This window comes from Rickettsiales bacterium, assembly GCA_041396965.1.
GTDB lineage: Bacteria > Pseudomonadota > Alphaproteobacteria > Rickettsiales > SXRF01 > SXRF01.
In genome coordinates, this window is record JAWKXN010000001.1 from 1,594,102 (window position 1) to 1,608,641 (window position 14,540).

The 14,540-nt window shown below is 36.9% G+C and carries 16 protein-coding genes and 1 tRNA gene; 5 read left to right on the forward strand and 12 right to left on the reverse strand.

All coding sequences use genetic code 11. From position 1 onward, the window contains the following. Positions 1-166: 166 nt before the first annotated feature. Both R3D71_08405 and R3D71_08410 read right to left on the reverse strand, forming a co-directional pair. Positions 167-1,756 carry a pentapeptide repeat-containing protein gene (locus R3D71_08405; GenBank protein MEZ5691670.1) on the reverse strand — a complete coding sequence of 530 codons (1,590 nt, stop codon included), beginning with the start codon at positions 1,754-1,756 and terminating at the stop codon, positions 167-169. A gap of 71 nt (positions 1,757-1,827) precedes the next feature. Continuing rightward, positions 1,828-2,718: a metal ABC transporter substrate-binding protein gene (locus tag R3D71_08410; GenBank protein ID MEZ5691671.1), complete on the reverse strand. Its 891-nt coding sequence runs from the start codon at positions 2,716-2,718 to the stop codon at positions 1,828-1,830. A 169-nt stretch (positions 2,719-2,887) separates the two neighbouring features. Between R3D71_08410 and R3D71_08415 the strand changes: the two genes are divergently transcribed. From R3D71_08415 to R3D71_08425, 3 genes are read left to right on the forward strand one after another with little or no spacing between them, the layout of a single operon-like run. Next, complete coding sequence (locus R3D71_08415) at positions 2,888-3,352, forward strand: Fur family transcriptional regulator (GenBank protein ID MEZ5691672.1); 465 nt, start codon at positions 2,888-2,890, stop codon at positions 3,350-3,352. Between the two features lie 4 nt (positions 3,353-3,356). Then, positions 3,357-4,085: an ATP-binding cassette domain-containing protein gene (locus R3D71_08420; protein MEZ5691673.1), complete on the forward strand. Its 729-nt coding sequence runs from the start codon at positions 3,357-3,359 to the stop codon at positions 4,083-4,085. Next, the gene (locus R3D71_08425; GenBank protein ID MEZ5691674.1) at positions 4,078-4,881 is read left to right on the forward strand and encodes a metal ABC transporter permease; all 804 of its coding nucleotides are present in this window, start codon (positions 4,078-4,080) and stop codon (positions 4,879-4,881) included. Before R3D71_08420 ends, R3D71_08425 begins: the two co-directional genes overlap by 8 nt. A 30-nt stretch (positions 4,882-4,911) precedes the next feature. On the opposite strand, the gene R3D71_08430 is transcribed toward R3D71_08425, so the two are convergent. Genes R3D71_08430 through R3D71_08440 form a run of 3 tightly spaced genes read right to left on the reverse strand, consistent with a single transcriptional unit; the run spans position 4,912 to position 9,595 of the window. Next, positions 4,912-6,090: a fused response regulator/phosphatase gene (locus R3D71_08430; GenBank protein ID MEZ5691675.1), complete on the reverse strand. Its 1,179-nt coding sequence runs from the start codon at positions 6,088-6,090 to the stop codon at positions 4,912-4,914. Positions 6,091-6,092: 2 nt separating this feature from the next. Further along, on the reverse strand, positions 6,093-9,146 hold the full coding sequence (locus R3D71_08435; protein MEZ5691676.1) for a response regulator: 3,054 nt from the start codon (positions 9,144-9,146) through the stop codon (positions 6,093-6,095). A gap of 2 nt (positions 9,147-9,148) precedes the next feature. Beyond that, positions 9,149-9,595 (reverse strand): response regulator, encoded by a 447-nt coding sequence (locus R3D71_08440; protein ID MEZ5691677.1) that lies wholly within the window; start codon positions 9,593-9,595, stop codon positions 9,149-9,151. 244 nt (positions 9,596-9,839) lie between these two features. Between R3D71_08440 and R3D71_08445 the strand changes: the two genes are divergently transcribed. Next, positions 9,840-9,927, forward strand: a tRNA-Leu gene (locus R3D71_08445). Positions 9,928-10,064: 137 nt separating this feature from the next. On the opposite strand, the gene R3D71_08450 is transcribed toward R3D71_08445, so the two are convergent. From R3D71_08450 to R3D71_08460, 3 genes are all read right to left on the reverse strand, one after another. Next, positions 10,065-10,613 carry a carboxymuconolactone decarboxylase family protein gene (locus tag R3D71_08450; protein MEZ5691678.1) on the reverse strand — a complete coding sequence of 183 codons (549 nt, stop codon included), beginning with the start codon at positions 10,611-10,613 and terminating at the stop codon, positions 10,065-10,067. A gap of 147 nt (positions 10,614-10,760) precedes the next feature. Continuing rightward, positions 10,761-11,030, reverse strand: coding sequence for a DUF1971 domain-containing protein (locus R3D71_08455; protein MEZ5691679.1), 270 nt, complete (start codon positions 11,028-11,030; stop codon positions 10,761-10,763). A gap of 21 nt (positions 11,031-11,051) precedes the next feature. Next, a complete protein-coding gene (locus R3D71_08460; protein ID MEZ5691680.1) occupies positions 11,052-11,450 on the reverse strand; it encodes a group III truncated hemoglobin in 399 nt (132 codons plus the stop codon). 113 nt (positions 11,451-11,563) lie between these two features. On the opposite strand from R3D71_08460, the gene R3D71_08465 reads away from it, so the two are divergent. After that, positions 11,564-11,998: an Rrf2 family transcriptional regulator gene (locus R3D71_08465; protein MEZ5691681.1), complete on the forward strand. Its 435-nt coding sequence runs from the start codon at positions 11,564-11,566 to the stop codon at positions 11,996-11,998. A gap of 34 nt (positions 11,999-12,032) precedes the next feature. On the opposite strand, the gene R3D71_08470 is transcribed toward R3D71_08465, so the two are convergent. The 4 genes from R3D71_08470 to R3D71_08485 form a co-directional block, all read right to left on the reverse strand. After that, positions 12,033-12,758 carry a hypothetical protein gene (locus R3D71_08470; protein MEZ5691682.1) on the reverse strand — a complete coding sequence of 242 codons (726 nt, stop codon included), beginning with the start codon at positions 12,756-12,758 and terminating at the stop codon, positions 12,033-12,035. Further along, on the reverse strand, positions 12,721-12,924 hold the full coding sequence (locus R3D71_08475) for a hypothetical protein (protein MEZ5691683.1): 204 nt from the start codon (positions 12,922-12,924) through the stop codon (positions 12,721-12,723). The genes R3D71_08470 and R3D71_08475 overlap by 38 nt, the downstream gene beginning before the upstream one ends. Before the next feature lie 149 nt (positions 12,925-13,073). Further along, on the reverse strand, positions 13,074-13,550 hold the full coding sequence (gene fliW, locus R3D71_08480; GenBank protein MEZ5691684.1) for a flagellar assembly protein FliW: 477 nt from the start codon (positions 13,548-13,550) through the stop codon (positions 13,074-13,076). A 57-nt stretch (positions 13,551-13,607) separates the two neighbouring features. Continuing rightward, positions 13,608-14,519, reverse strand: coding sequence for a hypothetical protein (locus R3D71_08485; protein MEZ5691685.1), 912 nt, complete (start codon positions 14,517-14,519; stop codon positions 13,608-13,610). Positions 14,520-14,540: the final 21 nt, after the last annotated feature.

A 14,540-nucleotide genomic window follows, 5' to 3' on the forward strand; every position in this document is an offset into this window, starting at 1 on the left:
CTAGTATTTTTTCTGTATTTTTCTCCGAATCTTTGGAAATTCTGTCAAAGTATTTTTAGAGCAAACTACATAAAATATTTATGTATTTTTCTGACGTGTGAAAGCTCTTTAATTGTCCAAACCTTCGGAGTAGTTGCGAAGGTTTGCAAACAATTACATCCCAGCACTATAACTTAAATCTATTTCTTAGCCCCAAACCGAATAAAAATAACAGAACAAACGCAAGTATACTCTGGAAAAAAGTGAAAAGCGAAAGTAATCCCCCTAAATCATATTCTGAAAATAGAACTTCACTAGCCTCATTCATTACATTACGACCTATAGGAACAAATGGAAGCATCTGTGAGGCAGAAAACACCATTGCTACACCTAGATAGTAATACCATAAATCCCATGTCATCCCAGACAAACAAAAATATACTAAACTAAAAGCCAACCAAACAAAAATTATCCACCAAAAAGGCTTTGCTATGCTGCGTCCATAATTACTCAACAAATCATACCAGAATTCTAGGTTGAACCAAAAGAAACAGCGATGTTTGCACGCCGCGCGCATTTCCATAGCGTGAAAATCAAGAGCCTTGTCATGATCTTTATTTGCTCCAGCTAGCTCTTTTAATCGTCTGGCACGGGCAACATCTTCTTTATCTACAGCAATTTTCCTTCTAGTCCAATAGCCGTTAGGAAAGAACCTGCCCAACCAGCCGAGCGGCTTACCATCTTCTAGCTGTAACTCGCATCTAAGACCGCTTAAATCAACATGATTAGTTGTCTTGGTACCAGTAAGGTCAACTATACAACCAAATTTTTCCTCAGAAGAAATATCAAAGACAGAATTAAAAGCGGCGTATTTGAAACTAAATTTTTTAACTTTATCCACACCGATAAGATTAGTAAATACAGCGTCGTCAGAAAATTTACTAGAATAAAAACTTACATCACTATTGGCAAATCTTGCGTTATTAAAATTTATAAAGCCATTGAACTGCGCTTCATCAAAGACCACTTTACCATCACCGAATTTAGTGTTATAAAAATCTACATCAGGAAACTCTGCCTTGAAAAAAATTGCGTTATCTTCAAATTGCGCACATTGAAATTGTGCAGAACCTTTGAATCTAGTATTGGTAAAATCTACCTTTTCAAACCGTGTATTATGAAATGCTACTTTATTACCACTAAATCGTACACCTTGAAAATTTGAATAACCTTTGAATTGTGCCTCCAAAAAACTCACTTCACCATCATAAAATTGGGTGTCGCAAAAATATGCATCAATAAACTTTGTCTTAAAAAAATCAGCTTTCCTACCAAACTTTGAATATTCAAATCTAATATATCCACAAAACTCCGCTTCAGAAAAATTTACATTTGCGTGAAAGCTAGTTTCACAAAACGTTGTATTGTTATGAAATTTAGCATTGCAAAAATGTACATCACTATAAAACTGTACTCCACAAAAACCTGCATGTCCGCTAAACTCGGCTTCATTAAATATTACTCTACCCAAAAATTTAGATCCGCTGAAGATAGCTGTAGCTTCAGTAAATTTAATACCTCTAAAATTTATTTCACCTTCTGGGAAGTTCATCCCATCGAGGGATATATTATTGGCAACAAAATCAATACCTCTAAAATCTATATGAACTGCCCTATTCTTTGCTACCCAATCATTCCACTTATCTTTTCCATTTTTCAATAATTTAAGTAGCTCATCACCAGATAAAATTACTGCTTTACTCTCTCCACTAGACATTAGTTAACCTTAGATAACAATTATTTTTATTGTCATCATAGATTATAACATTAAGCTATAACTCACAAGGCTTAGTCACCTTTTACCAAACACTCTCTCAAGCGGTTAGCTATATTCTCTAATAGCTTAAGATACATATCCTCACCTACCGCCATGTCCGCCCCAATTGGGTCAATCTCAACTACTTTTATATCCATCCCCTCAACCACTGTCCCGATCAAACGGTCAGAAAATTGTGGCTCACGCAAAATACATTTTGTATTTGCTTTACGAATTTTATCACGAATTTCTTTAATACGCTTTGGTGACGATAATTCATGCGGCTCAAACGTAATCGCCCCTACCCCATTCAAACCATAGAATTTCTCAAAATATTGATAAGCGTCATGCGACACAATAAAAGCCTTATCATTAAAACTCGAAACCTCTTCTTTAATTTTCTGGTCAATATTGTTTATTTTTTTGATATATCTCTTGGAGTTTTCCTCATAAACCGCTCTATTCTTGGGATATAGCTTACCTAACTCCCTAGCCACATAGTTGACTATAAGCCGCCCATTCTCCGGTGAAAGCCAAACATGTGTATCATATTGTTTATGAGTTTCCTCATGATTATGTTCGTATAAATGCCAGTCCCATAATCCACCCTTACGCACCGGTAGCAATTTTAGCCCTGAGTCATCACTAACAGAAAATCTTTTCACTTTTATTGGTATAGCCCGCGATATATCGGTCATGAATGTCTCAAAATTCTTATCAACATAAAAAATAACATCCGCCCCTCTTATGAGTTTCATCTGTGATGGTTTGAGCTGAAAATCATGTGGGGAATTACTCTCATCTAACAAAAGCCTCACCTTAGCTTTATCACCCACTACAGCGGATACTAATGAATGCAGAGGCTTGATGGTCACAACAATGTCCCCACCATCACATTGCTCGCCTGCCACCGCACCTAGCAAATAACAATTTGATATTAAATAAAAAAATAGTATATATATAGATCTTCTCATCATCACGTCACTTTTATATTTATCTCTTGCGTAATTAATATTATGTTATAACATAACACTATGTGACATAACTAGATAGTATAGTCACGAGAAATTTTAATCCATCAAATTAATAAAAATGTATAATTGCGATAACCATAGAATATGCGTAAACGAAGCGATACAAAAAGCAAAACAGCTTTGCGACGAAGGCGGACTTCGTTTTACCGAGTTGCGACAAAAAACTTTGGAAATTATCTGGACAAGCCATAGACCAGCCAAAGCGTATGATATACTTGATAGGCTAAAAACTAATGACAGTTCGGCGAAACCTCCCACCGTATATCGCGCCCTTGACTTTCTTATTGAGAATGGTCTCATCCATAAATTAAACAGCCTAAACGCCTATATTGGCTGTTCACACCCTCTTGAGTCACATGAATGTTATTTTCTCATCTGTGATAAATGCCAAGATGTTATGGAATGCTGCGATAATCGCCTAACCGGAGTTATCACCGACACGACCAACAAAAAACAATTCTCCCCTAAACAAATAACTCTGGAAATTTCTGGAAAATGCAAAGAATGTAATAAACAGAAATAAAAATATGACCAAATTAATCCAAGCGAGAAATATAAGCGTTATAAGGCAGGAAAAGCATATTCTAAAAAACGTATCTCTATCAGTTAACGCACAAGATTTCATAACTATTATTGGTCCAAATGGGGCTGGAAAATCCATGTTACTCAAATGTCTTATGGATTTTTACAAACCAGATACTGGAACAATCATCAGAAAGAAAGGCTTAAAGTTAGGCTATGTACCACAACGTATTATTCCAGATAGCACTATCCCGATTACTGTCCATAATTTTCTGAAATTACATAAAAAATACAGTTCAGAGATATTTGAAAGAACAGTACAAGATACTTCTACTGAGCATTTATTAAAAAAACAACTATCTGTATTGTCAGGTGGAGAGCTACAACGTGTTTTATTAGCGCGTGGTTTACTTGGCAATCCTGAATTACTCATACTTGATGAGCCAGCACAAAATCTTGATATTTCTGGACAAATTGCTTTCTATAAGCTGCTAGAGAAAATCTATAAGGAAAATCCTATAAGTATTTTAATGGTATCGCATGATCTACATATGGTCATGGCATCAACCAAACAAGTAGTTTGCCTATTTCATCATATATGCTGTTCTGGCGCGCCTCACATAGTTACAAAAGACCCTGAGTTTATTTCATTATTTGGCAATGACATGGCGAATATGATGGCAGTTTACCAACATAGCCACAACCATAATCACCGCGAGGAATACAATGCTTGAGCCGTTCATAATGCGCGCGATAATAGCTGGTGTTGGCATAGCTATAATAGCTGGAGTTATCGGCTGTTTCGTTGTCTGGCGGCGGATGGCTTATTTTGGCGATTCACTAGCGCACAGCGCTTTACTTGGTGTAGCGCTCGGCTTGGCCACCGGTATAAATGCTAATATTGGAACTATAATAATATGTTCTATATTCGCGCTTCTACTACTATTTCTTCAACAGAAAAAAATAATGGCGACCGACACATTACTTGGGATACTCGCGCACTCAGCGCTTTCTATCGGCATGGTGACCATTAGCATAATTGGACATAAAATAAATCTTCATTCCTACCTATTTGGCGACATTCTAACAGTCACCTCACAGGAAATATGGCTGATATATGGCGGTGGAATAGTAGTGATGGCTATTTTACTGATGAATTGGTCATCTATGGTGTTGATGACTATTAATGAGGATCTAGCGAAAGCTGAGAATATCCGTACCTTTACAGTAAATATTTTACTAATGTTTATAATGACGATTGTAGTCGCTATCTCAATACGTGTGGTTGGTATATTACTTATTACGTCAATGTTGATTATCCCAGCCGCAAGTGCCCGTCATATGGCAAGATCTCCTGAATCTATGGCTATAATCTCCGCGTTGCTTGGAGTTATATCTGTCGTTGGGGGAATGAGCTTCTCAATACAGTTTGATACCCCATCGGCTCCCTCAATAGTAGCCACCTCCGCCGCCATATTTATCATACTATTACCATGCACTGCTTTTATTACAGGAAAAAAACAGCAATAATAAATAACTATTCCTTTGTCACCAGTATCTCTACAAACACCCATATGTAGTAAGCGTTAAATCATCAGTAATGTTATCAAAACATTTTTCCTTAAAATCATCAAGTATACCAGAGAAAGCTTTTCTTCCCTCTCCTTGTTTGATATATTTACAAAATAAATCAGCCCAATACTCAACCTCTATAAAATTACCATCCTTATCACCTGTCTCTACGAGTGAGTCACTATAAAGCATTAAGCAATCTCCAGAATCAAAATCTACTTCTTTCATTTGCCAAGATGTTCTATCAATCGCTCCAAGCAACGTTCCCGTACTTTCAAGCAACTCATACGAACCTTTGTTTTTATTAAACAATATAGCGGAAGGAGAAGCTGCTGAAGCATATGATAATTTGTTATTTTTCTTATCAATTATCCCGTAAAACATGGTTGCGAATTGCCCAGATGGTAACAATGGAGAAAGTATAGCGTTGATATGAGTCAAATAAGCGCTTGGAATATACGCGGTATCAATAGCTGACTGCATGATAGCATGCAGCCTAAAAACATTAAGAGCGGCATTTACACCATGTCCTGAGAAATCCACATTATAAAACGCCAGCTTATCACTTGACATACTCTTTACACCCCAAAAATCACCTCCCAATTCCGAGCATGGCCTATAATAGCTACAAATTCGCATATTATAATTCTCTTCTATTTCTTTTATATTATTCTCATCTGGAATAAGAATTTTATGTGTCTCCTTAGCCATATTTATTTCTTTACTAATCCGTTCATTAAACTCTAACAAACGTCTTGTCATTAAACTCCGCTCCAGATGCACTACAACACGCGCGGTAATCTCATGAGGATCTACTGGTTTTGTTAGGTAATCAGTTGCTCCCGCCTCAAAAAATCTTGCCCGATCAGCAATACCATCTAACGCTGTTTGAAATACAATAGGGACATTACTAATTCTACGGTCATCACTATTTCTTATTCGCTTGCAGCACTCAACACCATCCATCTCCGGCATTACAACATCCATTATTATTATATCAGGAAGTAACTCATTTGCTTTTTCTAGCCCTTCTTTTCCATCCTCAGCTTCATGAATATTAGTAAATCCTTGTTTTTTGAATATTTCTTTAAGTACAGCCCTACCTAAAAAATCATCCTCCACTATTAACACACAACAATCAGAAATTTCTTTTTTTACAATATTCATATCTAAGCCGATTTTTTTAAGTTAGCCTCTTTATTGATAAAGTCTTCTACCAAGCCATATTCAAATTCTAGCTGTTCTATTTTATTCGTAAGCCAGTCATCATCTATACCATCATCATCCACAGATTTTTCTATCTGCTCAGCGATACTAGAGACCTTATAAGCCCCAATCTGCGCGCTTGATGATTTCAGCGTATGCGCTGCATTTGACATTGACCTATAATCACTATTACTAAAAAAATCTTTTACTGATGATATATAATTGTTAGATGTCTCACAATATTTTATCAGTACAAAATTAGTATTATCTCCCATTAAATCCTTAAATGACTTAAATGCCGACAAGTCCATAATAGAGTTAACATCAACTATCTTTTCATCTTCATTATTATTATCTAAGTTATCTTTTGATATAGTAGCAATATTTTTTAACCATCTATTCAATATTGACTGCAACTCTATCTTCTTCACAGGCTTGCTTAGATAATCACTCATTCCACACTCAAGACATTTCTGGCGAGCACCTTGTAAAGCGTTAGCGGTTAAGGCTATTATAGGAATTTCTCCTTTCTTACCATCAATAGCGCGTATAGCTCTGGTAGCCTCATATCCACTCATTTCTGGCATCATACAATCCATAAGGATTAAGTCGTAATCTTTATGTTTTAACATTTCTACGGCCTCAACCCCATTATTGGCGATTTCCGCGATACATCCCAATAACTTAAGCATCTGCATTATCATCATCTGATTTACCAGATTATCTTCCGCGACCAAAACCCTAGAATTAGCTATTATACCGCCATCATCATTTATTCGACGATTTTCTAAAGATTCACCAACCGTATAACGTGTTATCAAAGGTAAGGATTTATTTTCCTGTTTAGCAAGCATCAACATAGCGATTGTGTCAGCAATAATTTTACTATGGAAATGCCTTACCAAATAAGCGGAGAAGCCATATTCTTCTATTTCTTTCGTTTCACCACGAACACCATGTGATGTTATCATAATAAGGATTGTATCTTTTATATAATTGTTGGATTTTATATTTTTAGCGAGCGTTCTTCCATCCATATTCGGCATCTGATGATCTATGATAGTTATCTCATACGGATCATCATATTTTTTCGCCTGCTCTAACATAGTTAGAGACTCCTCCCGTGACATCGCTATATCACAGCGCATCCCATAATATTTCAAATACTCACTGGTAATTTGAGCGTTTATACATGACACGCTTACTACAAGAGCCCTAACACTATCTATATTATACTTTAACTGCCTAGACCCGCTTTGAGTTTTAGATTGAGATAAAGGTAAAGGAATAGAGAAGCTAAATGTTGAGCCTTTACCTTTCGTACTTTCTACCTGTATATCACCACTCATCATTTCCACAAGACGGCGACATATAGCGAGCCCAAGACCAGTTCCTCCATATTTACGAGTAGTAGAAGCGTCAGCTTGGGTAAATTTCTCAAACAGTTTTTCCTGTATATTTTTTGGTATACCTATACCAGTGTCAGAAACCTCAAATCTAACGACCGTATAATCCTCATGAGTCTCCACAGGACGCACATCAAGCAAAACATACCCAAAATCAGTAAACTTTATAGCGTTACCAACCAAATTTATAATTATCTGACGTAACCTTCCACTATCACCTACAACCATTTCCGGCACATCAGGACTATAACGCAATACTAAATCAATGCCTTTTTCAAAACAACGAGTCGTAAACAGATCCATCATCTCTACAACACTGTGCTGTAGATTAAAACTGATCGGTTCCAGCGTCATCTTACCAGCTTCTATCTTTGAAATATCAAGTATATCATTTATAATCTCAAGAAGCGCCTCACCGGACTGTCTAATAACCTCAACACGTTGCTGCTGAATTGCGTTAAGCTCTGATTCTAGCAAAAGACTGGTCATACCAATAACCCCATTCATTGGAGTTCTTATCTCATGACTCATATTGGCCAGAAATTCTGATTTCATTTGTGTAGCGCGTTCCGCTTCCGCGCGGGCGGCCTGAGCTTTTTTATTAGCTTCCAACAATTCCACAGTCATTGTTTCAGCTTTTTCTTTAGCCGCTATTAATTCATCCTCAGCTTTTTTCCTTCTTGATATATCGCTAAGGCTTCCCGCCATCCTAAGCGGTCTTCCATCATCATCCCATATTGCCAGTCCTTTTGTCCTATACCAATTATACTCGCCTGATTTCATTTCCATACGATATTCAATATCAAACGCCCCACTACGAGTGGAAAAATTTTCTCCCAACATTATTGAAAATTTTTGCTGATCTTCCGGGTGTATCTTGTCTTTCCAGTCATTAAAGCCATTCCCCATATCATCTTCTTCGTATCCAAGCATTTTCTTAAATTGAGTTGAGTAATAAACTTCACCAGTTACGACATTCCAATCCCATATGCCGTTATTTGAACCCGCTATAGCCAGCTTAAAGCGCTCTTCATCTTGCTGTAAAGTTTCTTCCAATAATTTTTTATCAGTAATATCACGCACTATAGCGCTAAATAAATGCTCTCCACCATCAAGCTCTATATCGCTTATACCAAGACTTACTATAAACTTACTCCCATCCTCCCGCACCCCTTTTAATTCTTGAGAGATTCCAATATTAGCAAGTATTTTCTCACAGGAAAAATCAGGCAAAAGGGAACTAATGGGTATAGTTTCCATTTCTTGCTTACTTCTTCTAAATATATTATCCGCGGCCGGATTAGAAGAAGTTATAATCCCTAATTTATTAAATGTTATAAGACCGTCTACCGCTTGATCTATTATGTCATGAAGTATTTTTGATTGATTTACAGGAGACGTATTTATATTTTTAGCATGGTCATCATAAACACGATATATTAAAATCATTTCCACAGCGGCAAGCGACCATAACGGCCATTCTAGTTCATTAGAAATCATGGAAACATAACAAATAGCTACTGTAATAATCGCGGACAACAGTAAACAAGTGACGACATATGTCTGGTGATCATACGTGTATGATTTTTTTTTCCCACTACCAGATTCCATTTTTATCTCGCGGTATTTATTTTATTTACCCTATCAGAAGATGTAGGCTGATCTTGCTCATAGATTTTTCTGAGTATCTCAATAATTTGCTGCCTATTATATGGCTTTAATATATAACCAACAGCACCACGTTCTTTAGCTATTTTTATATTATCATGTGAATCACTACCAGTTACTATTATGATTTTTGTATCAGGCTTTATCTCTAACATTTCTTGAATCAAATCTAGCCCATTACCATCAGGTAGAACTATATCAAGCAAAACAGCGTCCGGTAGCTTTTCTCTAAACCTCTCCATCGCTTTCTTCATATCAGAGGCGAAATGTTTCTCAACACGCATACCCTCTATACCGGTCAAGCATTCCTTCAACATAACAGCGAATGTCTCACAATCCTCAACGGCTAGTAGTTTTATAAATCCCTTATTTTTAATTTTATTCCCAGACATAAAAGCTCATTAATTGCAATTTTATATACAAAAATACTTTATAGTTGAATAATTAAAAAATATATAATTTCAGCCAAATATATATTAACAAAATTTCATACATATACTTCGATTATAGAATATAAAACCATTAACAAGCCCATAATGTACAACATCTATACAAATACCTGTAAAAAACACTGGATAAGATAAATGTTAAAGGCTATATATCACAGCCTGTTACGGCTTTACCGAAGATATTATTGCTCGCGTGGCGGAATCGGTAGACGCAAGGGACTTAAAATCCCTCGGGAGTTAATCCCGTGCCAGTTCAAGTCTGGCCGCGAGCACCAAATTTTATCATTCAAATAATAAAACTAAAACACCATATGTACCAAAAAAGACCGTACAAGACAATAGTCCTATACGGTCATGGTATGAATATTTAATTTCCACTGGCTCAAGCCAGTGGCATTTCTTATTGCGCTGGTTACGCTGCTACCTTATTAAGGTTGACCTTTGGAAAATCAACTTCAACATCAAACGCGACGTTCGTATAGTTAGTAAAAATATTAAGTGCGACATGCGCTAAAATTTCAGCTATTTCCTCATCGCTGAACCCAGCATCACGAACTTTCTTAACGTCTTCACTGCTTATCTGCGCGCGATTTTTTACTAACTTTGCCGCGAAGTCAAGAGCGGCTTGTGTTCTTGCGTCAGAAGACTTTCCATTTTGAGCGGATGCCATATCATCAGCGGAAAGACCAGCTTTCTGACCTAGAACGGTATGCGCGGCAAGACAATATTCACAGCGATTAATATCAGCTACCAAAACAGCGATTTGCTCTCCTAGTTGCGCGCCTATTTTACCACCACCAAGAGCACCAAACGAACCAAACATGCTTTGTAGAGCCGCTGGTGAATTACCAATCGCCTTAAACATATTAGGAACCACACCAAACGCTCCTTTAATTTGATCAAAAAGCTCTTTTTGTTTTCCTGATGTCTGCTCAGGGTTGGTAAGTCCGATATAAGCCATAAAAACACTCCTTATAAGAATAATTGATATAATCATTACGCATCCCATACTATACAAATAAAGTATGGTTTTTATATAGTAAGGATTCCTAACTAAAAGTCAATAGTAAAATAATACATTTGTTCAAATACAATTTAACTTTACAATTTATTTATAAAATTCAACGAAAAAAGAAACTTCTCCCAAAGGTCTCACATGATGAATAACCTCAGGCTCAACAACGCCATAATTATCTTTTGTCAGAATATTGGTCTCTTTATCCTCTATAGTATATTCAAGCTTACCACTTTCAATATGAATCAACCCCCATACACCAGCTTTAGTATTATGGTTAGCAAGAAGAGCCGCTGGTACAATTTTCTCTGTAAATAAAGGGGTACGCTTATAGGCGACCACTCCTTCTGGCAATTCCTTCATAAATCCCTCCAACTATGAGCTCTACACAACAGGAAAGTCTGGACGATAATATATACCGAGCTTAAGGCTTTCAGCTATTCTTCTGCTTTTTTCTATATATTCATCCTCAGCTGGTCCAGAATGTATTTCCTTTACTGTCTCAACAAACAATTCAAGCCAGCGATCAAAAAGCTTAATATCAAACGAAGGTATATCTCTATGTTTTTGTAGGGGATTTCCATGATATTTACCGGTAGTAAGCATCACTGATGACCAAAAATCTACCATCTTATCCAGATGCTCTTCCCACTCCTCATCTGTAACGCCTATTACATTATCAAACACCGGTGCCAATTCCACGTCAGCACGAACCTTCCTATAAAAATCATAAACCAGCTTCTTTATAGAATTTTCAGTTACACCTTCCATTGTTTTATCCATAAAACGTCAAACCCCTAAAAATAAAATATATATAAAATATACATATTTATAAATAGATATATAAGATGTATTAAAAAGTCAACAATACTCATTAAAAATATTAGAAAATTAAAATGCAAATCACACGTTTTACAGACTATTCTCTAAGAGCTCTTATGTATCTAGCTATACATGGAGATAGGCTCTGCACAGTAAAGGAAGTAGCTAAATACTACAATATATCACAGAACCATCTGGTAAAGGTAGTACATCGGCTTTCTCAACTGGGGTACATAAAAAGTAGCAAGGGAAAAGGCGGTGGCATTTGCCTTCTTAAAAAGCCAGAAAATATAAATCTTAAAGAGCTTGTTGTTAATCTTGAGCCTAATCTAACGTTGGTTGAGTGTTTCGATGATGCTAACAATAACTGCTTTATTTCTAATGTCTGTGGTCTAAAAAAAATAATGCATGAATCTCTTGACGCTTTTACCGACACTCTTGGCAAATACACAGTAGCCGATACTATTAGTCAGCCAAATATTTTCCCCATAGCAAACAAGGACAGCTAGATATATAGGCATAATTAAAAAAGTGTGATGCTTTTTAGAAAGAATTGAGGAAAGCTTTTATAGCTTTTTTCTTTCTATGGAGTTTCAACCCACGGTGGATATTTATTCTTTCCTTGAGGTGAGAGAAGAAGCCTTCTAGATGGTTGGTTGTTGGCGGAATATTCTGTTCTGGAAATTCCTTGTATGTAAATAGCCTGTGCAGATTTTCTTGCACGGAATTATATGCAGAACGCGTCCTTCCGTGCGTAAATCTTCCACCCTTTTTGGCATTCAGGAATCCTTTGTGCTGCTCTGCCAGAGCGTAAAATTGAGCCACAAAATCTTCTGGTTCGGTATTGCATAATTTTTCCATCAACTCCTTCAAATCCTTTGCAGGACGGAGCTTTGGATTATTTCCAGTATATCGCCTTACAATCGCTTTTTGATGGAAAATACACATTTGAATTGGTACTCCACCAAGTGTTTTTCTGATGTTTTCATAAAACCCTTTGCGCCCATCAATGGTCACTGATTTGAAGCAATATCCTGCCTGCACAAGCTCATGCAAAGCTTCACGCAAATGCTTCACTGATTCGGTTTTGATCTCTTGGTAATAAATGATTCTGCTGCCATCATGCGCACAGAAATAGCCATATTCTCTGCCGAAGAAAGACGCATCCATGAGCAGGTTAATCGCTTCTTTTGAGGCAGGAAAAATTAATCCTTCTGCCCACTCAAGAGCATCAAATTCCTTGGGTGAGCTTGGGGATGGAAATATCAAGAATGCTAGCAATTTCTGCTAGTGTTCGGCGTTTGTGCAGCCAGTCTAAATAGTAACGCTTATAGTCGGTTTTTTTGCCGCGCTTATCAACCCATTGATGTAAGCACAAGTTGCAACGATACCGTTTACGACCACGCAATTTGCCATTGCTTTTTATGCTGCTCAAACCGCATTTTACACAGCGTTTTTAGACACTTTTATAATCCTTTTTTAAAAATACAGTATATCGCATTGTTTTATAAAGCAATTATGCAGATTCTAGCATCACACTTTTTTAATTATGCCGATATATACTAGCCCTGATCACCCAAAAATCTAAAGCATGTGCTGGACTTTATACTTATCGTCATGGAATACATACTGCACACCGGTTTTTTGACTAGAGTCTAATATTAATGGAGCGCGCGCGTTTACTGAAATACGCACATTACTTGGACTACGATGCACTGAGACAATAAGCAATACGACCACATCCTCATGCTCTATCTGCAACTCATCAGCGGCTTTATGAACATCTTCTATCGCGATAACTGATTTATTAATATCAACCGGCAATGTAATGAACGAAAGTTGAAAATCATCAAGTGATTGCAACAACTTAAACTGCCCCATTTTTTCGCTATTAAAATTTGTCAGCACAAAATTTAGTTTGTCAGGCATACCGAGTATGCCGCGTGGAAAGCTTATACCCCTAGAAGGATCTACGGAAATCTCACCAAAACGTGACTGTATTGTTTCAGGAAACTCTATCCCAACCATCTGTTTTCCTGTAGAAATTGACTGATTCAACATATATCCTCCATACACATATCCGCGCTAACAGCAACATGGTAGCACAATTTTATTATTTTATCGTAAAAAATCTGATAATTTTAACGAATTAATTCTAGAAAATGCTTGAAATGACGCTTGCAATATCCCTTGATTAATCGCTACTTGCGTAGATATCGCCACCAAATCAGCGTTACCTATCTCTTCCTTGACCCCTTGAAAATAAAGCTTAAATGACTCATGACGAATATTTATATCAGAAATTGCTACCTTATTTTGATTAACAATTGATTGAACCGCTATAACCCCATCCAAACCTTTCTCAACTAAATCAAACGCCTCCGCCAATTCCTCATCAGATTTATCATCATGTCCACGCTGTGCTAAAGCTATTCCAGCGAATATTTGCTGTATAGCCTCATCATTAGCCCTTACATTATAAACTATATCAGTATTATCATCGGCTCTAAGCACAACATCTTCTTGACTACCATTATAATAATCTTCGTTTATCTCACCATTCTCACCAATAGTGGGAAAGAAGTCACTTTTCACCGGCTGCGCGTCCGTACGCGTCCCACCAAATAAAAAACGCCCCTCCAAACTAGTATTAAGCTGACTTACTAATGATTGCCAAGCACCTCTTAAAGTATCAGGAAACGCCGCGCTATTGGAAGCCGCGTTACGTCTCTGCGAAATAAGACTTTTAAGATTGGCCGCCGTATCTATAACTTGCCCTAGAATATTAGCTGTAGTATTTACCCGTGCCTCAACTATCTTATTATTATCAAGATAACTGTCAGTCCTCGCTATCTTATTTTCCAAAAGCAAAAACTGTTCTGAATTATTCCCACCAAGACCAGCGAAATCTCTTGACTTCAAACCACTTGAGAGCTGTTGCTGCAAATCAGCGAGATTTTCCTGAACCTTACTAGCGTCACGTAAAGTTGACTGGTGCAAAGCCAAAGTACTTATACGACCTACCGACATAATAATCTCCTTACCATTATA